This is a genomic window from Micromonospora sp. NPDC047793 (assembly GCF_040642635.1).
Classification (GTDB): domain Bacteria; phylum Actinomycetota; class Actinomycetes; order Mycobacteriales; family Micromonosporaceae; genus Micromonospora.
On the sequence record NZ_JBEYSG010000005.1, the window covers coordinates 375,254 to 397,497 of the forward strand.

A 22,244-nucleotide genomic window follows, 5' to 3' on the forward strand; every position below is an offset into this window, starting at 1 on the left:
GTCGTCTCCGAGTGCTCTCGCTCGCCTTTGCTCTGCTTCAACCCACGCAATGCCCTCTGAACTGCGCTGCTCTGGCGACCGGCGCCGATGGCGACCTCGATGATCGACACGAAGGGTGACTGTTGCGTGGGTTGAAGCAGAGCAAAAGGCGCCACGAGGGGTGGGTCAGCTTCGCGCCCGCCGCCTGGCACCCTCGACGCGCCAGACAAAGGTGAATATGGGCTTTTTTCGGTAAAACCGTCTATCGCGCCCCGGAGATGTCGTCTGATCGCAGGTAGGCGCCATGCACGCGAAACGGGCGCCGCTGCCACCTCGACCGGGAGCGCGCGTGCTCGTACTGCTGATCCTGCACCTCGTGGCGGCGCTGGCGGCACCGCTGCTGGTCCGTCGGTGGGGTGCGCGCGCCTGCTATCCGCTGGCGCTCGCGCCGGCCGCCGCGTTCGGCTGGGCGGTGGTCCGCACCCCCGACGTGACCGACGGCGGTGCGGTGGTCGAGACGTACCCGTGGATCCCGAAGCTCGGGCTCGACCTGGCCTTCCGGACGACCACGCTGTCCTGGGTGATGACCCTGCTGATCGGCGGCGTCGGCGCGTTGGTGCTGGTCTACAGTGCACGGTACTTCCCGCCCCCGGCCGTCGGGACGGCCCAGTTCGCCGGGGTGCTGGTCGGCTTCGCCGGAGCCATGCTCGGCCTGGTCTTCGCCGACGACCTGCTGCTGCTCTACGTCTGCTGGGAACTGACCACGGTCTTCTCTTACCTGCTCATCGGGCACAGCGCCGAGCGGCGTTCGGCCCGCTGGGCCGCCGCCCAGGCGCTGACCGTGACCACGTTCGGCGGCCTGGCCATGCTGGTCGGGTTCATCATGCTGGGCCACCACGCCGGCACCTACCGCCTGTCGGAACTGTCGCAACACCCGCTGCCCGGCGGGGCGTACCTGGTCGTCGCCGTGGTGCTGATCCTGCTCGGGGCGCTGTCCAAGTCGGCCCTGCTGCCGTTCACCTCGTGGCTGCCGGTGGCGATGGCGGCACCGACGCCGGTCAGCGCGTACCTGCACGCGGCGGCGATGGTGAAGGCCGGCGTCTACCTGCTCGGTCTGCTCGCCCCGTTGCTGGCGCAGGCGAGCCCGTGGCGACCGGTGGTACTTGTCGCCGGGCTGGCCACCATGGTGCTGGGCGGCTGGTCCGCGTTGCGGCAGAACGACCTGAAACTGCTGCTGGCGTACGGCACGCTCAGCCAGCTCGGCCTGGTGGCGGTGGCGATCGGGGTGGGCACCCCGGACGCCGCGCTGGCCGGCGTGGCGATGTTGGTGGCACACGCCCTGTTCAAGGCGGCGCTGTTCCTCGTCGTCGGCATCATCGACCACGGCGCACACACCCGTGACCTGCGCAAGCTGTCCGGCCTGGGGCGGCGTACCCCGCTCCTGGCGGTGGTGGCCGGGCTCGCCGCCGCCTCCATGGCCGGGGTGCCGCCACTGTTCGGTTTCGCCGCGAAGGAGGCGATCTTCGCCGCCTTCACCGATCGGCCGGCGGCGCTGGCCGTGCTGGTGGTCGGCACCGTGCTCACGGTCGCCTACAGCATCCGGTTCCTCTGGGGCGCGTTCGGCACCCGTCCCGGCCTGGCGCCGACCGAACTGGAGCGGATCCCGGCGGCGATGCTCTGGCCACCGGCCGTGCTCGCCGGGGCGGGACTCGTCGCCGGGCCGGCGGCGGGCGCGCTCGACCACCTGTTCCGCCCGTACGCGCAACTCCTCGGACCGGTCCACGGGCACCTCACCCTCTGGCCCGGCTTCCACCTCGCGCTCGGTCTCTCCGCGCTGACCCTCGCCGGCGGCGCGGTGCTGTTCCTGCTCCGCGGTCCGTTGACCCCGGTGCTGGCCCGACTGCGGTCCCCGGCCACCGGACAGCAGGGCTACGAGTGGCTCATCCACCGCTTCGACCGGACCGCGGTGGACGTCACCAGCGTCACCCAACGGGGTTCACTGCCGCAGTACCTCGGTCTCATCCTGATCGTGCTCTCCGCCGTGCCGGGCGGGGTGCTGCTGGTGATCCGTCCGTGGGAACAATCCCTGATGCTGTGGGGCTCGCCCGCGCAGCCGGTGGTGCTGCTGGTGATCGCGATGGCGGCGCTGCTCGCCGTCGGGGCCAGCCGCCGGCTCACCGCGATGCTGCTGGTCGGGGTGACCGGCTACGGCACCGCGATGTTCTTCGTGCTGCACGGCGCACCTGACCTGGCGCTCACCCAGTTCCTGGTGGAGACCGTGACCATCGCGGTCTTTGTGCTGGTGCTACGTCGCCTGCCGGAGCGGTTCTCGGTGCGTCCGCTGCGTCGCAGCCGCTGGATCCGCCGGTCGATCGGCGCACTCGTCGGCCTCACCGTGGCCGGGCTCGCGCTGGCCGCGACGGCGGCCCGGCACACCCGCACCATCTCCGAGGACTTCCCCCGGCTCGCCGTCGAGCAGGGGTACGGCCGCAACGTGGTGAACGTGACGCTCGTCGACATCCGGGCCTGGGACACGTTCGGTGAGCTGGCGGTGCTGGTGGCCGCCGCGACCGGGGTGGCCAGTCTGGTCTTCCAGCAGTCCCGCACCGGCCCCCGGCCCCGACGGTTGGACGCCGACCGGGGCGAGAGCCTGGCCGGGCGGCCGGTGTGGCTGCGCGGCGGCGCCACGCTGATCGAACGCAACCGCTCGATCGTGCTGGAGGTGGTCACCCGGCTGATCTTCCACACCGCCGTGCTCTTCTCCTTCTACCTGCTGTTCTCCGGCCACAACGCGCCCGGTGGGGGATTCGCCGGTGGCCTGGTGGCCAGCCTGGCGCTGACCATGCGCTACCTCGCCGGCGGCCGGTACGAACTGGCCGAGGCCGCGCCGGTCTCCGCCGGCACCGTACTCGGCGCCGGGCTGGGCCTGACGGTGTGCGGCGCGGTGGCCTCCCTGCTGGCCGGCGGTGCCGTGCTGGAGAGCGCGCGGATCGACCTCTGGCTGCCGGTGATCGGCGACTTCTACCTGATCACCTCGCTCTTCTTCGACATCGGCGTCTATCTGGTGGTGATCGGGTTGGCGCTGGACGTGCTGCGCAGTCTCGGTGCCGAGGTGGACCGGCACATCGAGGCGGCCGGCGGACCCGAGGGCGGGCTCGCCGTGGAGCGCCGGGGCGGCACCCGATGAGCGCCGGGGCCAACCTTGTCTCGTTCGTGGCGATCGGGGTGCTCGTCGGCTGCGGGGTGACCCTGCTGCTGGAACGCAGCCTGAGTCGGATCCTGCTCGGCATCATCCTGATCGGCAACGGCGTCAACCTGCTGATCATCTTCGGTGGCCGGTCCGGGCGGGCACCGGTCGCCGGGGTCACCGAGCCGGATCGGATGAGCGACGCGCTGCCCCAGGCCATGGTGCTGACGGCCATCGTCATCACGTTCGGGTTCACCGCCTTCCTGCTCGCCATCAGCTACCGCAGCTGGTACCTGACCGGCGACGACGAGGTGCCCGACGACCTGGAGGACCAGCAGATCGTCCGCCGCGCGGCGCGCCGGGAGGTCTCCACCGCGGACCTCGGCGGGGAACCGCCGGAGAGCGACCCCGAGCAGGTCGACGCGCCCGCGCCGTGGCAGCGCCGCCGTGAGGGGGGCCCGGGATGAGCCGGTACGCGTCGCACGGGCGGCACCGATGACCGCCCTCGTGCCGCTGCCGGTGCTGCTGCCGGTGCTGGGCGCGGCACTGACCCTGCTGCTGGCGAAGTGGCCCGTGCCGCAGCGCATCGTCAGCGTGGGTTGCCTGGCCACCACACTCGTGGTGGCGGTGCTGCTGCTGGTGCACGCCTACCGGCACGGTCCGGCGGTGGTGCAGGTCGGCGCCTGGCCGGCACCGGTGGGCATCGTGCTGGTCGCCGACCAGTTGGCGGCGTTGATGCTGGTGGTCTCCTCGGCGGTGACCCTGTGCGTGCTGCTCTACTCGATCGGCCAGGGCCAGGCGGACACCGGCGAGTCCGCGCCGCTGGCCATCTTCCACCCCACCTACCTGGTGCTGACCGCCGGCGTGACGAACGCCTTCCTCGCCGGGGACCTGTTCAACCTCTTCGTCGGATTCGAGATGCTGCTCGCCGCCAGCTTCGTGCTGATCACGCTGAACAGCACGCGACTGCGCATCCGCACCGGCTCGACGTACGTGGTGGTCAACGTCCTGGCCTCGATGATCTTCCTGATCTCGGTCGGCCTGGTGTACGCGGCGACCGGCACGCTCAACCTGGCCCACCTCGCGGCCCGCTTCGACGGGCTGCCCGAGGGCGTACGGCTGAGTCTGCAACTGATGCTGCTGCTGGCCTTCGGCATCAAGGCGGCGGTCTTCCCGCTCTCGGCCTGGCTGCCGGACAGCTATCCGACCGCCCCGGCCCCGGTCACCGCGGTCTTCGCCGGCCTGCTCACCAAGGTCGGCGTGTACGCGATCATCCGGACCCAGACCCTGCTCTTCCCCGGCGAGCAGGCCGACCGGGTGCTGATGGTGGTGGCCGGGCTGACCATGCTGGTCGGCATCCTCGGCGCGGTGGCCCAGTCGGACCTGAAACGACTGTTCTCGTTCACACTGGTCAGCCACATCGGCTACATGATCTTCGGGGTGGGGCTCAGTACCGTCGCCGGACTGGTCGGGGCCATCTTCTACGTGGTCCACCACATCACCATCCAGACCACCCTGTTCCTGGTCGCCGGCCTGATCGAACAACGCACCGGCAGCACCGACCTGCGTCGGCTCGGCGGCCTGGCCCGGTTGACGCCGCTGCTCGCCGTGCTCTTCTTCGTCTCGGCGATGAACCTCGCCGGCATACCGCCGTTCTCCGGGTTTCTCGGCAAGCTCGGGCTGCTCCAGGCCGGCGTGGCGGTCGGCGGCGCGCTGCCCTGGACGCTGGTGGCGGTCGGCACGTTGACCAGCCTGCTCACGCTCTACGTGGCCAGCCGGGTGTGGAACCTGGCCTTCTGGCGTACGCCCTGCCAGACCGTCGAACCGACCGCTCCGCTGCCCGCGCTGACCGTCGGCGCCACCATCGCCCTGGTGGCCCTCGGGGTGTCCCTGACCGTGGTGGCGGGTCCACTGTTCGACGTGACCACCGGCGCGGCCGTCGACCTGCGCGAGCGGACCCCGTACATCCACGCCGTCCTGCCGGACGGTCCACCGTGACCGATCTCCACGACGGGCCGGCCGACGAGCCAGGCCGGGACGTACGCGGCCGGGCGGGCCGGTGGCGGGACCAGGCCATCGCCGTCGGTTGGCTGGTGCTGGTCTGGAACCTGCTCTGGGGCGAGTTCACCTGGGGCAACCTGCTGGGCGGAATCCTGGTCGGCGCGGCGGTGCTGGTGTTCTTCCCGCTCCCGCCGGTGACCTTCGCCGGGCGGCTGCGGCCTTGGGGACTGCTGGTGTTCGGGGTCCGGTTCGTCGTCGAACTGGTCCGGGCCAGCGCGCACGTCGCCCGGATCGCGGTGCAGCCCGGGTACGTGCCCCGCTCGGCCATCGTGGCGGTGCGACTGCGGGTCCGCACCGACCTGAACCTGGCCCTCACCGCCGAGGCGCTCTCGCTGGTGCCGGGGACGTTGATCGTGGACGTGGAGCGGGAGAGCGCGACGCTCTACGTGCACGTGCTGGACGTACGCCGACGCAGCGACCTCATCGACGCCCGCGAGCAGGTACGCGCCGTGGAACGGCGGATCATCGAGGCGGTGGGGTCGACGGCCGAGGTCCGCCGCCTGCGCGCCGACCCGGCCGACAAGGAGTCCCCGTGAACACCGTCCTCATCGTCGTACTGGCGGGTCTTCTGTCGGTGACCGCGCTGCTCGCCCTCGCCCGGCTCTACCGGGGGCCGTCGCTGCTGGACCGGGTGATCGCCGCCGACATGCTGCTGGCCACCATGATCGGCGCAGTCGGTGCGGAGGCGGCGATCAACCGGCACGCCACCACGCTGCCGGTGCTGGTGGCGCTCGGCCTGCTCGGCTTCGTCGGCTCGGTGTCGATGGTCCGCTTCGCCGTCCGGGAGAAGCCGTGACGGCCGTCCGGTCGACCGTGTTGTCGGCCGCGAACTGGCTGGACGGGGTGACCCTCGGGACCGTCGCCGACTGGCTGGGCGCGACCAGCCTGATCGCCGGTGCGTTGCTGAGCCTGGCCGCCGCGATCGGGGTGGTGCGCTTCCCGGACGCGCCGACCCGGATGCACGCGGCCACCAAGCCGCAGGTGCTCGGCGTCCTGCTCCTGCTGCTGGGGGTCGGGCTGCGGCTGCGGACCGTCTCCGACATCGGGATGATCGCGCTGGTCGGGGTCTTCCAGTTGGCCACCGCGCCGGTCGCCGCGCAGATGATCGGTCGGGCGGCGTACCGCAGCGGACGACTGGACCGGCAACTGCTGGAGGCCGACGACCTCGCCGACCGGTGACACGCCGGATTTCGGACGGAGCGATCAATCCGGCACCTTGCGTCTTGCCCGCCAGGGCCCGGCCCAGCAACCTCTCGCAATGACGGACATCGATCAAATGGCCGTCCGCCGGCCACCCGTGCACCCACGGTCGGCCGGTGCTCGCCCCCGAACCGGGAGGACCCATGAGACCCCGCACCCTCCGTACCGCCGGGCTAGCCGCGGTCGTCGCCACCGCGACGGTCGCCGCGTCGGCCCTCGCGGGCGCGCCCGTGGCCGGTGCCGCACCCATCGCCGCCGCCGTCACCGCGCCCGACATCTCCCTGACCAACGTCAAGGGGCACCTCAACCAGTTCCAGTCGATCGCGACCGCCAACGGTGGCAACCGGGCACACGGCAGACCCGGCTACCTCGCCTCGGTCAACTACGTCCGGGCACAGCTCGACGCCGTCGGCTACACCACCGCCGTCCAGTCGTTCACCTACAACGGCGCCACCGGCTACAACCTGATCGCCGACTGGCCCGGCGGCGACCCGAACGCGGTCGTGATGACCGGGGCGCACCTGGACAGCACCACCGCGGGGCCCGGCATCAACGACAACGGCTCCGGCTCGGCCGCGATCCTGGAGGTGGCGCTCGCCGTCGCCCGGACCGGGTTCGCACCCGACCGGCACCTGCGGTTCGCCTGGTGGGGCGCGGAGGAGTTGGGGCTGCGTGGCTCGCAGTACTACGTCAACAACCTGCCCACCGCCGAGCGCAGCCGGATCAAGCAGTACCTGAACTTCGACATGGTCGGCTCACCCAACGCCGGCTACTTCGTCTACGACGGGGACAACTCCGACGGGGTGGGTTCCGGGCCCGGCCCGGCCGGCTCCGCCCAGATCGAGCAGACCATCCAGGCGTACTTCACCTCGATCGGCGTACCGACCCGGGGCACCGACTTCGACGGACGAAGCGACTACGGCCCGTTCATCAGCGTGGGCATCCCGGCCGGTGGCACCTTCACCGGCGCCGAGGGCACCAAGTCCAGCGCCCAGGCGTCACTCTGGGGCGGCACCGCCGGGCAGGCGTTCGACCCCTGCTACCACCGGTCCTGCGACACGCTCACCAACATCAACGACACCGCGCTGGACCGCAACGCCGACGCGATCGCGTACACCGTCTGGACGCTGGCCCAGGTGGCGACCCCACCGCCCGTCACCACGGTCTACAGCGACACCTTCGAGACCGCCACCGGCTGGACCGTCAACCCGGCAGGTACGGACACCGCCACCGCCGGTCGGTGGGAGCGCGCGGACCCCGCCGCCACCAGCAGCTCCGGTGTCGCCACCCAGCTCGGCACCACCGTCAGCGGCAGTTTCGACCTGGTCACCGGACCGCTCGCGGGCAGCAGCGCGGGGGACCACGACCTCGACGGCGGCGTCAGCACCGTCCAGTCCCCGACGATCACCCTGCCGTCCACCGGCACGCTGACGCTCTCGTTCTCCTGGTACCTGGCCCACCTGAACAACTCCAGCAGCGCCGACTACCTGCGGGTACGCGTGGTCGGCAGTAGCACGCTCACCGCGCTCACCGCGCTCACCGCGACCGGCGCGGCCACCAACCGGGCCGCCTCCTGGCAGAGCGGCGGCGCGGACATCTCGGCCCTACGCGGACAGACCGTCCGGATCGTGATCGACGCCGCCGACGCCAGCACCGCCAGCCTGGTCGAGGCCGCCGTCGACGACGTCCGCATCGTGCAAAACTGACCGCCCGGGTGTAAGGAAGGGCCCCCTGCTAACGCCTCCGGTATAGCAGGGGTCCCCTCCTAACATCCGAACAGCGGCATGCCCGAAGAGCGAGGTCCACCGGGGTCAGATGGTCGTTCACGACTCGACCCGATGCGCATCCTGTGGCACCTGGACCACCCGCATCCCGCCGACGTCTACGCCGCCCGCCCGCACCATCGCCGCTGGACCGATCGGCAAGAGCGTGGCAGTGCAGCTCTCCGACACGCCGTGCGCACAGCAGCTGCACTGCCACGCACCCCGAGCACCCCACACCCCGCGGCCGCACGCCGCACACCGAGCAGGCCCGACGGCGGCGTGCCACGCGGTCGGGACAGTGCCTCCACAGCCCGCGAGCCGGGCGTCCCCGCCGGTAGAATGAGGGGATGATCGACTCTTCTGCCCAGGAGGGCAGCAGTAGCCAGCCGGGTAAGCCCCGGCATCCACACGACCCGACGACCCCGGGAGCCCTGAGCGTCCCGTGTTGATCACCGTCGGTCTCGTACTGATCATCGTTCTGACCATCGCGACGGGCTACTTCGTCGCGCAGGAGTTCGGCTACGTCGCGGTCGACCGGGGCAAGCTCAAGCAGAGTGCCGACGAGGGCGACCAGGCGTCCGTCCGCGCCCTGGAGGTCACCGGACGGCTGTCGTTCATGCTCTCCGGCGCGCAGCTCGGCATCACCGTCACCACGCTGCTGGTCGGCTACCTCGCCGAGCCCTATCTCGGCGCCGGCCTGGCCGAGCTGCTCGGCGTCTCCGGCGTCTCCACCGCGGTCAGCCTCCCGCTGTCGGTCGCCCTGGCCCTGGTCATCGCGACCGTGGTGCAGATGGTGGTCGGCGAGCTGGCCCCCAAGAACCTGGCCATCGCCCGGCCCGAGTCGGTGGCCCGGGCGCTGTCCCGTTCCACCCTGGTCTACCTGGCCGTCGCCGGGCCGCTCATCAAACTGTTCGACCGGGCCGCGGTACGGCTGCTGCGCCGGGTCGGCATCGAACCGATCGAGGAACTGCCCAGCGGTGCCACGCCGGAGGACCTGGAGCAGATCATCGCCGAGTCCCGGCAGGGCGGACATCTCGACGCCGAGATGTCCGAGTTGCTGGACCGGGGGCTCGATTTCCGTCAACTGACCGCCGGCGAGGCCATGGTGCCCCGGGTCGACGTGCACACCGTCCTGGCCCACGAGCCGGTCAGCCGGGTGGTCGAGCTGCTCGACACCGGGCGTTCCCGCTTCCCGGTACGCGGCACCGAGGGCGTCGACGACCTGGTCGGCGTGATCGGCATCGCCGACGTACTCGGGGTGCCTCCGGCACGGCGTGCCACCACCCCGGTCAGTACGGTCGCCGGCGCACCGCTGCTCGTACCCGAGACGTTGCCGTTGCCCATCGTCCTGGACCGGCTCCGGTCCGGACACCGGCAGCTCGCCTGCGTGGTCGACGAGTACGGCGGCTTCGCGGGCGTCATCACGCTGGAGGACATCGCCGAGGAACTGGTCGGCCCGATCCGCGACGAGGACGACCCGCCGGAGCGGGCCCCGGCCCGCCAGGAGGACGGCTCGTGGGTGGTGCCGGCCCGCTGGCGCATCGACGAGGTCGCCGACAGCACCGGCATCGCGCTGCCCGAGGGCCCCGAGTACGACACCCTCTCCGGACTGGTGATGCGGGAGCTGGGCCGGGTACCCGAGGTCGGTGACCGCCTGGAGATCCGCCTGCCGGCCGACGGTGACCACGGTCCGGGGCCGCGTGCCCTGGTCGAGGTGCTCGCGGTGGACCGGCACGTGGCCGACTCGGTACGGCTCCAGCTCACCGACGGCCCTGCGGAGGTGGGTGCGTGAGTACCGGATTCGCGCTGATCACCTCGGTGGTCCTGCTGGCGCTCAACGGGTTCTTCGTCGCCGCCGAGTTCGCCTTGGTGGCGAGCAAGCGGTACCGCCTGGAGCAGGCGGCGGCGGGCGGCGGGCGGGCGGCGAAGGCCGCTCTCGACGGCGTACGCGAGCTGTCGCTGATGCTGGCCGGCGCGCAGCTCGGCATCACCCTGTGCACGTTGGGCCTCGGTGCGCTGGCCGAGCCGGCGATCGAACGGCTGGTGGGGCCGCTGCTGCACGCCGTCGGCCTGCCGTACGGCGCCAGCCACGTGATCGCGCTGATCTTCGCGCTCAGCCTGGTCACCTTCCTGCACCTGGTGGTCGGTGAGATGGCCCCGAAGTCCTGGGCGATCACCCACCCGGAGCGGTCCGCGCTGCTGCTGGCCCTGCCGTTCCGGGCCTTCGCCCGGGTGTCCCGGCCGGTGCTGTCGGTGCTCAACGCGGTGGCCAACGCGATGCTGCGTCTGTTCAAGGTCAATCCGCAGGACCAGTTGGCCCAGGTGCACGGTCCGGACGAGTTGCGGATGCTGCTGGAGCAGTCGCACGAGCATGGGCTGCTCGGTGCCGCGCAGCACGAGTTGCTGACCAGCATGCTCCAGTTGCAGGCGACCACCGTGGCGCAGGTGATGGAGCCCTTCGACCGGATGGTGACGGTACGCCGGGAGGACCCGGTGGACCGGATCGAGCAGGTCAGCCGGGACAGTGGCCGGTCCCGACTGGCGGTGCTGGACGCCGCCGGTGACGTCTGCGGCCTGGTGCACGTACGGGAGGCGGTGCGCGCGACCGCCGTCCGGCCGGAGGCCCGGGCGGTGGACCTGATGAACGAGGCGATCACCCTGCCGGGCACGGCCAGCGTGACCGAGGCGGTGGCCGTGATGCGGGCCCGCCGCTCGCAGCTCGCGCTGGTCCGCAACGGTGGGGGCCCGGCCCGACCGGTCGGCTTCGTCGCCCTGGAGGACCTGTTGGAGGAGGTCATCGGGGAGTTCGACGACGAGACCGATCCGATCCCGCGTGCGGTACGCCGCCTGAGGTAGGAGCGACACGGATGCGGCTGACGGGGATCTCACCGGAGTCGGGCGGTACGGGCCTGACGGTGCAGACCGCGTTGGCCAATCCGAGCACCCGTCCCGGTCTGCGCCTGCCGGGGCGGGTGAACCTGATCGCCGGTGCGGTCGACGTGCCGGTCCTCCATGTCCGGCTCGGCCTGGTCAGCTCGGTCGAGCCGGACGACCCGGAGGCACCTCGACGGCTGGTGCAGTTCCACCAGGCGCAGGTGGCCGACGCGTTGGTGCTGCGGGCCGGTCGGGCGCGGTCGATCCCGTTCGAGTTCCCGCTGCCGTGGGAGACGCCGGTGACCACGTACGGCGGGGTGCCGCTGCTCAGCCTGCGGATGGGTCTGCGTACCGAGGTGGCGATCGACCCGGCGCTGGACCAGGGCGCCATGGTGCCGATCTTCGTCCACCCGCTGCCCACCCAGCAGCACGTCCTGGCGGCGCTGGACACGCTCGGGTTCAGCGTGCGCCAGTCGGGGCTGGTCGACGGGCGGCTGCCCGGGGTGGAGCAGGCCCTGCCGCTGCACCAGCGGTGGGGTTTCTGGGTGGGGCCGCTCTATGCCGGGCCGATCACCGAGCTTGAGGTGATCTTCGTGGCCAACTCCGCCGGTCTCGAGGTGATCCTCTGGTGCGACCGCCGGCTGGCACTGGCCGGGATCACCCACACCAGCATCAGCCGGTTCCGGATCTGGCACGTCGGCGCCGATCAGCGCGACTGGATCTCCGTCGTGGACGGCTGGCTGCGCGAGACGATCAACCGGCACGCGGCAGCGGCGGCGCAGGCCGACTGGTCGGCCACTATCAGCGAGTCCGCTCACGTCAGCCGCCCGCCCGACCGGCCGATCGCCCCCGGCTTCGGCCTGGGCGGCACGGCCGGCGGCGGGGGTGTCGGTGGCGGCGGTGGAGGCGACGGCACCTGACACCCGCCGCAGTATCCCGCGCACGTTCCCGCGTTTGCGGCACCTCGCGGCCGTCGTTGTAAGGAGGGGTCCCCTGCTATACCTCAGGCGTTAGCAGGGGACCCCTCCTTACAACAACACAACAACACAACAACACAACAACACAACAACACAACAACACACACGAGCCGCAGCCCCGCCCTCAACCCTGCGCGAGCTTGAAACCGAAGCCGAGGAACAGCGCGCCCACGGCGCTGGTCGCCCCGGCCGACAATCGGCGGCGTTGCCTGAACTGGGCGGCCAGGAACGTGCCCGCGAAGATCAACGCGGTCAGGTAGAGCAGGCTGGTCACCTGTGCGATCAGCCCGAGCAGCAGGAAGGACAGTGCCGGCCAGGCATACGTCGGGTCGACGAACTGGATGAAGAACGAGATGAAGAAGAGGATCGCCTTCGGGTTGAGCAGGCTGATCATCATGGCCTTGCGGAACGGGCTGCGCATCTCCGCCGGCCTCGCGGCGTCGATCAGCCGAGGCGTGTCCGGGTCGTTGCGGTCGCGCCAGCGCCGCCAGGCGCCACGCAGCATGGTCACCCCCACATAGCCCAGGTACGCGGCACCTGCGTACTTGATCACGAGGAAGACCGGCGGGTACGCCTTGAGCAGCGAGGCCACTCCGGCGGCGGAGAGGACCATGAGCACCGCGTCGCCGACGAGCACCCCGCCGGCGGCCCGGTACCCGGTGCCCACCCCGCGCCGGGCGGCGGTGGAGAGGACGAAGAGCGAGTTCGGTCCGGGCAGCATGATGATGGCGACGGTGCCCAGCACGTACGTCCAGATGTCGGTGATCCCCAGCACGCCCGACATCATCCGGCCGCGCCGGCTCCCGAGAGAAGCCTTTCCCGCAGCCTGACCTGTGCGTTCGGCCACTCGTCGGCGGTCATCGAGTACTGCACGGTGTCCCGCCACGAGCCGTCCGGCCGCTGCCGGTGTTTGCGCAGCACGCCTTCCCGGGTGGCGCCGAGCCGTGCGATGGCCTGCTGCGAGCGTTCGTTGCGGATATCGGTGTGCCAGACCACCCGGATCGCGCCGAGGTCGTCGAAGGCGCGGCCGAGCAGCAGCAGCTTGGCCTCGGTGTTGATCCCGGTACGCCACCAGGGTCGCCCGAGGTAGGTGTAGCCGATGGCCAGCGATCGCCGGTCCTCGTCGATCTCGTAGTACGAGGTGGAGCCGACGACGGCCCCGGTCACCGCACACCGTTGTGCCCAGGCGACCCGCTCGCCACGGTGCTGGGCGGCCAGCGCCGTGGCGATCTCGTCGCGCAGCGCCTCGGGGTCGGCCGGCTGGGGGACGCCCAGGTGCCGCCAGACCTCCGGGTCGGTGGTGGCCGCGTACATCTCGTCGGTGTGCGACAGGTCCAGCGGTTCCAGCCGGACGTGCGTGCCGTGCAGTTCGGTCGCCTGGTGCCACGGCGTGGCGGCCGGTCGCAGGTACGCCGGCACCGGCGCGGTGACCCCGGCGTCGGGTTGCGGCGGCCCGGCGGTCAGCCGCAGCGGCACCACCCCGGCCCAGTGGGGCAGCGCCAGGTCGGCGGGTTCGTCGCGGACGCCGCCGGTACGCGTGCGGACGGAGACCTCGCGCAGCGGCAGCGCCATCAGGGCGGTCTCGGCCAGTTCCCGTCGGCTCGGCGGGCGGCTCTCCGCCGCACGGCCGGTGCCGGTCTTCTCCATCAGGGCGGTGAAGACCTCGGCCCGCAGGTCGGTGTCGGTGACCAGGTGGGCGGTGCCGTGCGCGATCACCGAGCGGTAGTTGGCGCTGTGGTGGAACTGCGACCGGGCATAGACCAGGCCGTCCAGCAGGGTGACCGCCACACAGACCGGCAGGCCGTCGCCACGGGCGGCGAGCAACGGCCGGCTGCCGGTGGAGCCGTGCAGATAGAGGGTGTCGCCGACGCGGACGTGCAGGGTGGGCAGGACGCGGGGCTCACCGTCCACGGTGAAGGCGAGCGCGCAGTGGTACGCCTCGTCGAGCACCGCGTGCGCGGCGTCGCGGTCGTAGCTCATCCGGTCCCGGGAGCGGCTGGCGGTGGTACGGGCGGTCGGCGTGTACATGCTGCCACCTTTGTTCTAGTACAATCTCTTATTTGTGTCAGCACGCTATCAGGTGACCGGTGCGACGGCCGCCGAGATCTCGGCCAGCGTCGAATCGGGCATCCGCCACGCCGCCCTCGTCCCCGGTGACCCGCTACCGCCGGTCCGCACGCTCGCCGTGGAGCTGGCGGTCAGCCCGGCCACCGTCTCCCGCGCCTACGCCGACCTGCGTCGACGCGGCCTGGTCGTCACCGCCGGCCGGCACGGCACCCGGGTACGCCCCCGCCCGCCGGTGGCCGCCCGCCGCGCCGCCCTGCGCCCACCTCCCGGCCCCGGGCTGCGCGATCTCTCCGCCGGGCAGCCCGACACCCGGCTGCTGCCCCCGCTCGGCCCGCACCTGGCCCGGCTGGCCGAATCCGCCGGTACGCCGGTCGGCTACCCCGACGTCGGCGTGCTGCCGGAGGTCGCCGAGGCGGCCCGGGAACGACTGGCCGCCGACGGGATCCCGCCGGCCGAGGTGACTCTCACCGGCGGCGCGCTGGACGGCATCGAGCGCCTGCTCGGCGCGCACCTGCGTCCCGGTGACGCGGTGGCCGTCGAGGACCCGGGCTGGGCCAGCCTGCTCGACCTGATCGCCGCGTTGGGGATGCGGCCGATCGGCGTACCGGTCGACGACGACGGGCCGATGGTCGCCGGGGTGGCCGCCGCGCTGGCCGCCGGAGCACGGGCGCTGGTGGTGACCAGCCGGGCGCAGAACCCCACCGGCGCGGCCGTCTCCGCCGACCGGGCCGCCGCGCTGCGCGCCCTGCTCGCCGAGTACGCCGACCTGCTGCTGATCGAGGACGACCACGCCGCCGAACTGGCCCGGGTGCCGCTGCACCCGCTGGCCGGCGCGACCGCCAGTTGGGCCTTCCTCCGCTCGGTGAGCAAACCGTTCGGCCCCGACCTGCGGCTGGCCGTGCTGGCCGGGGACGAGACCACGGTGGCCCGGGTGGCCGGACGGGCCCGCGTCGGCGCCGGTTGGGTCTCCACCGTGCTGCAACGCCTGGTGCTCTCGCTCTGGCACGACCCGGCGGTGACCGCCTCGGTCGCGCGGGCCGCCGACAGCTACGAACGGCGGCGCGACGGGTTGATCGCCGCCCTGGCCGCCCGTGGCCTGCCCGCCCACGGGCGCAGCGGCATCAACGTGTGGCTGCCGGTGGCCGACGAGACCCTCGCCGCAACCGTGCTGCGGGACGCCGGCTGGCTGGCCGCCCCGGGCGCGCTCTACCGCATCGCCGGTCCGCCCGCGTTGCGGATCACCGTCAGCGCGCTGGACGAGGAGGACCTACCGGCGCTGGCCGACGCGCTGGCCCGGGCGGCACGCCCTGCCGCACCCGCCGGGTTCAGTGCCTGACCGATCTGCCCGTGACCTGCCCGTACGGCCGAACTGCCGGCCTTGTTCGCGTGGCCCGCGCCACACCGGGTAGAACAGTCGCCATGGCCGACACCGACACCGCACCGGGCGCCCAACGGTTCATCCCGCCGCGCGCCGACACGCTCGACGACCTGCGCGCCGCCGCTGCCGGCTGCCGGGGCTGCGAGCTGTACCGCGACGCCTCGCAGACCGTCTTCGGTCGGGGCGACGCCGGAGCCCGGGTGGTCTTCGTCGGCGAGCAGCCCGGCGACCTGGAGGACCAGAAGGGACTGCCCTTCGTCGGCCCGGCGGGTCGGCTGCTCCGCAGGGCGGTCGACGACGCGGGGCTGGACCCTCGGCAGATCTATCTCACCAACGCGGTGAAGCACTTCCGCTTCGAGCTGCGCGGCAAGCGGCGCATCCACCAGACGCCGGACCGGGTGCACATCACCGCCTGCCGGCCCTGGCTGGTCGCCGAGTTCGCCCGCCTGCACCCGGAGATCGTGGTGGTGCTCGGGGCGACCGCCGCGAAGGCGCTGCTCGGCCCGACGTTCCGGGTCACCCGCCAGCGTGGCGAACTGCTGCCCTGGCCGGCCGCCGCGCAGCATCCCGAGGACTTCCAGCGGGTCCCGGTGGACAGCGCCGGGCACACCGCCGACGCCCCCGCCGCCCGGCTGCTGGCCACCATCCACCCGTCGGCGGTGCTGCGCGCCGACAACCAGGACGTCGCCTACGACGGCCTCGTCGCCGACCTGAAGGTGGCGGCCCGCGCACTCACCCGGTGACCGTCCGGCGGTGCCACACTTGCCGCCATGCGCCCGCATCTGCACGAACGCGACCGCGACGAGTCCCCGGTGACCTCACCGGCGCCCGTCGACGTCGCGTCGCTCCAGCGGCGTACCCTGCGCCTGCTCTGCGGTACCCAGGTGCTCGGCGGGATCGGGGTGACCATCGGCTTCGCCGTCGGGGCGCTGCTCGTCGCCGAGCTCGCCGGCACCGCCGCGGCCGGTCTGGCGCAGAGCGCCGCCGTGGTCGGCGGTGCGCTACTGGCCGTACCGATCACCCGGATCATCACCGGGCACGGTCGCCGGCCGGGCCTGGCCGTCGCGTACTGCGTCGGCGCGCTGGGCGGGACGCTGATCGTGGTGGCCGCGGCGACCGGGTGGATCCCGCTGCTCTTCCTCGGCATGTTGCTGTTCGGCGGCGGGTCCGCGGCCAACCTCCAGGCCCGCTACGCCGCCGTCGACCTGGCCGCCCCGGCCCACCGCGCCCGGCACCTGTCGCTGGTCGTCTGGGCCACCACCGTCGGCGCGGTGGCCGCCCCGAACTTCGCCGCGCTGGCCGACCGCGTCACCGGTGGGTGGGGGCTGCCGGCGCTGTCCGGACCGTTCGCGTTCAGCGCCGTCGCGTTCGTGCTCGCCGCCGGCGTACTCCTGGTGCGGTTGCGGCCCGACCCGCTGCTGACCGCACGCCGTCTCGCGGCGGCGGTCCCCGACGGTCCCGGTGGGGATGTCGCCGTGTCGGCCGGCGAGCGGTCGACACCCGCGCCGCCGCCCTCCGGCGACCCGGTGACGGCCGAGCCCGTGCCGGTGCCGTCGGCCCGGCGCGGTGCGGGGATGCGTGCCGCCTGGTCGGTGGTACGCGCCCGCCCGGCCGCCCGACTCGGCGTGGCCGCCGTGGCCGTCGGCCACCTGGTGATGGTGGCCGTGATGGCGATGACCCCGGTGCACCTGCGCGAGTTCCACCCGGTGGACGAGGTGCTGCCGGTGGTGGGGCTGGTGCTGAGCCTGCACATCGCCGGCATGTACGCGCTCGCCCCGGTGGTCGGCTGGCTCGCCGACCGGCTCGGCCGCCGCGCGGTGATCCTCGGCGGGGTCGGCACGCTGCTGGCCGCCTGCGCGGTCGCCGGCACTGCCGGCCACCACACCCCCCGGCTGGTCGTCGGGCTGGTGCTGCTCGGGCTCGGCTGGTCGGCGACCATGGTGGCCGGCTCCACGCTGCTGTCGGAGTCCGTGCCGGACGCGGTACGCCCCAGCGCCCAGGGCCTGTCCGACCTGCTCATGGGGCTGGCCGGTGCGCTGGCCGGCGCGATCAGCGGGTTTGTCGTGCAGGTGTCGGGATATCCCGTGCTGACCCTGCTGGCGGCGGTCGCGGTCGCCCCCCTGCTGGCGCTAGCGTTGCGGCCGGTGCCGGTGGGCGCACCGGACGAGGAGGACTGATCGACGTGCGGCTGACCGACTTCTGGACGCGGCTGGAGGAGGCGTTCGGCCCCGGGTACGCGGCCAGCATCGCCCGTGACCAGGTGCTGGCGCAGCTCGACGGGCGGACCATCGAGCAGGCGCTCGCGGCCGGTGCCCAGACGCACGTGGTGTGGCGTGCGGTGGTCGCCGCCTATCCCGACCGGGTGCCCGCCCGACTACGCTGAGCAGCCGATTCGTTACTTCCGCGTGTCCCTTGCCGACTCGTACACCTGTTCGGCTATTGTCCACAGCGGGGTGCTCGTCCACAGATCACGGCCCGTCGGCTGGTTTTCTGTCGGACCCAGCGCCTAGCGTGTCCCGCGTGACGCGAAGCTCAGGAAAGACGCCGGCGAAGGCAGGGGTGGCAACGATGGCGGCAGGGCCGGACCGGGAGAAGGCGCTCGACCTTGCTCTCGCTCAGATCGATAAACAGTTCGGCAAGGGCTCGGTGATGCGGCTCGGGGAGCGGCCGATCATCCAGACCGCGGTGATCACCACCGGCTCCATCGCCCTCGACGTCGCGCTCGGCGTGGGCGGCCTGCCCCGGGGCCGGGTCGTCGAGGTCTACGGCCCGGAGAGCAGCGGTAAGACCACGGTCGCCCTGCACGCGGTGGCCAACGCCCAGCGGGCCGGCGGCATCGCCGCGTTCATCGACGCCGAGCACGCGCTCGACCCGGAGTACGCCAAGGCCCTCGGCGTCGACACCGACGCCCTGCTGGTCTCCCAGCCGGACACCGGTGAGCAGGCGCTGGAGATCGTGGACATGCTGGTCCGCTCCGGCGCCATCGACATCATCGTGATCGACTCGGTCGCCGCGCTGGTGCCGCGCGCCGAGATCGAGGGCGAGATGGGCGACAGCCACGTGGGTCTGCAGGCCCGGCTGATGAGCCAGGCGCTGCGGAAGATCACCGGTGTGCTCAACAACACCGGCACCACCGCGATCTTCATCAACCAGCTCCGCGAGAAGATCGGCGTCATGTTCGGCTCGCCCGAGACGACGACGGGTGGTCGGGCGCTGAAGTTCTACGCCTCGGTCCGGCTCGACGTGCGCCGCATCGAGAGCCTCAAGGACGGCACCGACGTGGTCGGTAACCGCACCCGGGTCAAGGTCGTGAAGAACAAGGTGGCCGCGCCGTTCAAGCAGGCCGAGTTCGACATCATGTACGGCAAGGGCATCTCCCGCGAGGGTTCGCTGATCGACGTCGGCGTCGAGCAGGCGATCATCCGCAAGTCCGGCGCCTGGTACACGTACGACGGTGACCAGCTCGGCCAGGGCAAGGAGAAGGCCCGCGAGTTCCTCCGGGAGAACCCGGACGTGGCCGCCGAGATCGAGAAGAAGATCCTGGAGAAGCTCGGCGTCGGGGTCGGTGCGGGCGATGCCGCCGGTGGCCCGGAGCTGCCGCCGGTCGACTTCTGATCTGACTCATGGCTGGACGACGTGCGCGCACGGGGCGGGGCTGGGATGCCAGTCCGCCCCGTGCGGCCGATGGCACCCCTCGCCCCCGTCGAGGTCGCCGCGCCGCCGGTGACGAGTTCGACCCGGCCGCCGGTCCGCCCGACGACGAGACGGGCCCCGGCGCGTCGGCGGTCGAGGAAACGGCGGGCGGTCGACGGACGAACCCGCCCCGGGACGAGGCCGAGATGGCCCGGGAGATCTGCCTGCGGCAGTTGGCGGTGCGTCCGCGCACCCGTGCCGAGTTGGCCGCCGCGCTGGCCCGACGGGGCATCTCCGAGGAGACCGCCGTCGGAGTCCTCGACCGGTACGACGAGGTCGGCATCATCGACGACGCCGCGTTCGCCCGGGCCTGGGTGAGCAGCCGGCACGCCGGCCGTGGGCTGGCCCGCCGGGCGCTCGCCAACGAGCTGCGCCGGCACGGCGTGGACGGTGAGACCGCCAGTGAGGCGCTCGGTGAGTTGGACGAGACCACCGAGGCGGAGACCGCGCGGGCCCTGGTGGAGCGCAAGCTGCGGACGGCCCGAGGTGAGCCGGACGCGGTGTTCCGGCGACTGGTCGGCATGCTGGCCCGCAAGGGTTACCCCCCGGGCGTGGCGATCCGGGCGGTGAAGGACGCCCTGGCGGCGCAGAGCGCCGAGGCGGCCGAGTTCGCCGAGCGACTCGACGCGGACGCCTTGATCGACGCCGAGGGGGACGCTGCGGGCGGTCCGGGCGGTCCGGGCGACTGACCGGAGGTTCGCTCGGACATCGGTGGCGTTTGTCCGCTCACGTCCGACTCTTCAGTGGCTCAGGGTGACTGAGCGACTTCTCTCCGTCCGGGTGGTTTGATCATGACTTCTTGACCGGAGGGCGTTGGAGTCCTAGCCTCGCCATAAAGGCTCACATTGCCCGACCGGCGCAGGCTAAGCGCACAACATAGATCTCGTAACAGAACAGCATCACTTTGGCCGGTTTCGCCGGCTGCATACGTCGACCGGACAGGCCGGTCCGGATCGGCGTGACAACTGCACCCGGCCCGCCGACGGTCCCCGTGACCTCGTCGGCGGAGGAAGCCATCCCACGGCCAGGCGCTCCGGTCGGGCGTCCAGAGCCGTAGGAGCGTGTCCACCGGCATGCTGCTGCGGCGCGACGTTCAGGGGAGGCGCGCCATGTCGAGGCGGTACGGGTCCATCGGGTGGCCGGCATGAGCGGGGGAGCGGGCGCACCCGCCGAGGCGGGGGCCACCGACGACGGTGAGCAGAGTCCGGGGTCGCCGGGGAAGCCGACGCCCCGCGTCGCGGCGACCGGTGACGCAGCCCGGGGGGCCGCCGGATGAGGGGCCTGGACGTGGTGCTCCTGGTCGCCGTCCTGTTGCTGACCGTGGTCGTGCTCGGTGCGGCCTTCCTCGGGTTGCGGGTGCTGCGCGGCATGCAGTCACGCCCCGCGCCGGAGGATCCCGCCTACATCGCGGAGAAGGACCGTCGGGAGCAGTCGCTGGCGGCGTTGCGGACCGCCGCCGACGAGGTGAACAGCACCATCGACGTGGCCAAGTCGGCGGCGTCCGCCGCGCGCGCCGAGGCGGCGGGGGCCAAGGCGGAGGCGAAGTCGGCCCGAGCGGAGGCCCGCCGGGTGCTCGACGACGCCCGCGCCGAGGCGGACGCCGTACTGGAACGGGCGCACAAGCAGGCCGAGGCGGACGCCGAACAGTTGCGGACGGCGGCCCGGCGCAGCGGTGAGCGGGAGGTGGCGGTGCTCGCCGCGACCACCCGGGAACAGGCCGCCGAGGTCGAGCGGCGGGCGACCCGGATGGACGAGCGGGAGCGGCTGCACACCGAGGAGGTGGAGCGGCTCGCCGAGCGGGAGCGCCAGCTCACCGCCGCGAATGCGGCGTTGGCGGCTCGTGAGGCGGCGCTGGCGGTCCGGGAGACGGAGCTGACCGAGGCGGAGAACCAGCGGCGTCGGGAGCTGGAACGGGTGGCCGGACTGACCGCCGACGCGGCCCGGACCGAGCTGGTCGAGGCGATCGAGACCCAGGCCAAGCGGGAGGCCGCGCTGCTGGTGCGGGACATCGAGTCCGACGCCCGGTCGACGGCCGAGCAGCGGGCCCGGCACATCGTGGTCGACGCGATCCAGCGGGTGGCCAGCGAACAGACCGCGGAGAGCGTGGTCAGTGTGCTGCACCTGCCGGGCGACGAGATGAAGGGCCGGATCATCGGCCGGGAGGGCCGCAACATCCGGGCCTTCGAGTCGGTCACCGGCGTCAACCTGATCATCGACGACACCCCCGAGGCGGTGCTGCTCTCCTGCTTCGACCCGGTACGCCGGGAGGTGGGCCGGTTGACCCTGGAGAAGCTGGTGCTCGACGGCCGGATCCACCCGCACCGGATCGAGGAGGTGCACGACCTGGCCCGCCAGGAGGTGGACCAGCTCTGCCGGCGGGCCGCCGAGGACGCCCTCGTGGAGGTCGGGATCACCGAGATCCACGACGAGCTGATCACCCTGCTCGGGCGGCTGCGCTACCGCACCTCGTACGGGCAGAACGTGCTCAAGCACCTGGTGGAGACCGCGCACATCGCCGGGGTGATGGCCGCCGAGCTGCGCCTGGACGTGCCGTTGATCAAGCGCTCGGCGTTCCTGCACGACATCGGCAAGGCGCTCACCCACGAGGTGGAGGGCAGCCACGCCATCATCGGTGCCGACGTGGCCCGCAAGTACGGCGAGAGCGAGGACGTGGTGCACGCCATCGAGGCGCACCACAACGAGGTGCCGCCGCAGACCGTCGAGGCCGTGCTCACCCAGGCCTCCGACGCCTGTTCCGGCGGACGGCCGGGGGCACGGCGGGAGAGCCTTGAGGCGTACGTGAAGCGGCTGGAGCGGATCGAGGAGATCGCGGCCGGCAAGCAGGGTGTGGAGAAGGTCTTCGCCATGCAGGCGGGCCGGGAGATCCGGGTGATGGTCAAGCCCGACGACGTCGACGACATCGGCGCGGCGGTGCTGGCCCGCGACGTGGCCAAGCAGGTCGAGGAAGAGTTGACCTACCCGGGGCAGATCCGGGTGACGGTGGTACGCGAGTCCCGGGTCACCGAGATCGCCCGCTGACGCCGATGGCCGGTCGGTGGCTTCTC

The 22,244-nt window shown here is 72.3% G+C and carries 19 protein-coding genes; 17 read left to right on the forward strand and 2 right to left on the reverse strand.

Annotated features, from left to right (window positions below; translation table 11 throughout):
* The first annotated feature begins 328 nt into the window (after positions 1–328).
* From ABZ738_RS14260 to ABZ738_RS14305, 10 genes are all read left to right on the forward strand, one after another.
* Positions 329–3,166 carry a Na+/H+ antiporter subunit A gene (locus ABZ738_RS14260; RefSeq protein ID WP_357213247.1) on the forward strand — a complete coding sequence of 946 codons (2,838 nt, stop codon included), beginning with the start codon at positions 329–331 and terminating at the stop codon, positions 3,164–3,166.
* Complete coding sequence (locus ABZ738_RS14265; RefSeq protein WP_131053514.1) at positions 3,163–3,633, forward strand: Na(+)/H(+) antiporter subunit C; 471 nt, start codon at positions 3,163–3,165, stop codon at positions 3,631–3,633. The genes ABZ738_RS14260 and ABZ738_RS14265 overlap by 4 nt, the downstream gene beginning before the upstream one ends.
* A 28-nt stretch (positions 3,634–3,661) precedes the next feature.
* The gene (locus ABZ738_RS14270) at positions 3,662–5,164 is read left to right on the forward strand and encodes a Na+/H+ antiporter subunit D (protein ID WP_131053513.1); all 1,503 of its coding nucleotides are present in this window, start codon (positions 3,662–3,664) and stop codon (positions 5,162–5,164) included.
* On the forward strand, positions 5,161–5,763 hold the full coding sequence (locus ABZ738_RS14275; protein WP_131053512.1) for a Na+/H+ antiporter subunit E: 603 nt from the start codon (positions 5,161–5,163) through the stop codon (positions 5,761–5,763). The genes ABZ738_RS14270 and ABZ738_RS14275 overlap by 4 nt, the downstream gene beginning before the upstream one ends.
* A complete protein-coding gene (locus tag ABZ738_RS14280) occupies positions 5,760–6,023 on the forward strand; it encodes a monovalent cation/H+ antiporter complex subunit F (RefSeq protein WP_131053511.1) in 264 nt (87 codons plus the stop codon). Before ABZ738_RS14275 ends, ABZ738_RS14280 begins: the two co-directional genes overlap by 4 nt.
* Positions 6,024–6,070: 47 nt before the next feature.
* A complete protein-coding gene (gene mnhG, locus ABZ738_RS14285; RefSeq protein ID WP_131053518.1) occupies positions 6,071–6,406 on the forward strand; it encodes a monovalent cation/H(+) antiporter subunit G in 336 nt (111 codons plus the stop codon).
* Positions 6,407–6,570: 164 nt separating this feature from the next.
* The gene (locus tag ABZ738_RS14290; protein ID WP_357213252.1) at positions 6,571–8,133 is read left to right on the forward strand and encodes a M28 family metallopeptidase; all 1,563 of its coding nucleotides are present in this window, start codon (positions 6,571–6,573) and stop codon (positions 8,131–8,133) included.
* Positions 8,134–8,632: 499 nt separating this feature from the next.
* Positions 8,633–9,982: a hemolysin family protein gene (locus tag ABZ738_RS14295; RefSeq protein WP_131053509.1), complete on the forward strand. Its 1,350-nt coding sequence runs from the start codon at positions 8,633–8,635 to the stop codon at positions 9,980–9,982.
* Positions 9,979–11,046, forward strand: a complete 1,068-nt coding sequence (locus ABZ738_RS14300) for a hemolysin family protein (RefSeq protein ID WP_131053508.1) — start codon at positions 9,979–9,981, stop codon at positions 11,044–11,046. Before ABZ738_RS14295 ends, ABZ738_RS14300 begins: the two co-directional genes overlap by 4 nt.
* Before the next feature lie 11 nt (positions 11,047–11,057).
* The gene (locus tag ABZ738_RS14305) at positions 11,058–11,984 is read left to right on the forward strand and encodes a sporulation protein (protein ID WP_357213256.1); all 927 of its coding nucleotides are present in this window, start codon (positions 11,058–11,060) and stop codon (positions 11,982–11,984) included.
* Between the two features lie 181 nt (positions 11,985–12,165).
* Here the strand turns inward: ABZ738_RS14305 and leuE are convergent, their stop codons facing one another.
* Together leuE and ABZ738_RS14315 are read right to left on the reverse strand one after the other, a co-directional pair.
* Positions 12,166–12,828: a leucine efflux protein LeuE gene (gene leuE, locus ABZ738_RS14310; protein WP_131057699.1), complete on the reverse strand. Its 663-nt coding sequence runs from the start codon at positions 12,826–12,828 to the stop codon at positions 12,166–12,168.
* Entirely contained in the window at positions 12,825–14,069 is a 1,245-nt protein-coding gene (locus ABZ738_RS14315; RefSeq protein ID WP_131057700.1) for a bifunctional pyridoxamine 5'-phosphate oxidase family protein/GNAT family N-acetyltransferase, read from the reverse strand. The genes leuE and ABZ738_RS14315 overlap by 4 nt, the downstream gene beginning before the upstream one ends.
* A 34-nt stretch (positions 14,070–14,103) precedes the next feature.
* Here ABZ738_RS14315 and ABZ738_RS14320 point away from each other — a divergent pair, with 34 nt between their 5' ends.
* The 7 genes from ABZ738_RS14320 to rny all read left to right on the forward strand — a co-directional run bounded on the left by ABZ738_RS14320 (position 14,104) and on the right by rny (position 22,218).
* Complete coding sequence (locus ABZ738_RS14320; protein WP_357213260.1) at positions 14,104–15,444, forward strand: aminotransferase class I/II-fold pyridoxal phosphate-dependent enzyme; 1,341 nt, start codon at positions 14,104–14,106, stop codon at positions 15,442–15,444.
* Between the two features lie 83 nt (positions 15,445–15,527).
* Complete coding sequence (locus ABZ738_RS14325; protein WP_357213263.1) at positions 15,528–16,229, forward strand: UdgX family uracil-DNA binding protein; 702 nt, start codon at positions 15,528–15,530, stop codon at positions 16,227–16,229.
* A 27-nt stretch (positions 16,230–16,256) separates the two neighbouring features.
* A complete protein-coding gene (locus tag ABZ738_RS14330; RefSeq protein WP_357213266.1) occupies positions 16,257–17,663 on the forward strand; it encodes an MFS transporter in 1,407 nt (468 codons plus the stop codon).
* Positions 17,664–17,668: 5 nt separating this feature from the next.
* Entirely contained in the window at positions 17,669–17,869 is a 201-nt protein-coding gene (locus tag ABZ738_RS14335) for a DUF3046 domain-containing protein (protein ID WP_131053787.1), read from the forward strand.
* Positions 17,870–18,054: 185 nt separating this feature from the next.
* The gene (gene recA / locus ABZ738_RS14340; protein WP_131053786.1) at positions 18,055–19,101 is read left to right on the forward strand and encodes a recombinase RecA; all 1,047 of its coding nucleotides are present in this window, start codon (positions 18,055–18,057) and stop codon (positions 19,099–19,101) included.
* Positions 19,102–19,109: 8 nt separating this feature from the next.
* The gene (locus ABZ738_RS14345; protein ID WP_131053785.1) at positions 19,110–19,868 is read left to right on the forward strand and encodes a regulatory protein RecX; all 759 of its coding nucleotides are present in this window, start codon (positions 19,110–19,112) and stop codon (positions 19,866–19,868) included.
* 583 nt (positions 19,869–20,451) lie between these two features.
* Positions 20,452–22,218, forward strand: a complete 1,767-nt coding sequence (gene rny, locus ABZ738_RS14350; protein ID WP_131053784.1) for a ribonuclease Y — start codon at positions 20,452–20,454, stop codon at positions 22,216–22,218.
* Positions 22,219–22,244: the final 26 nt, after the last annotated feature.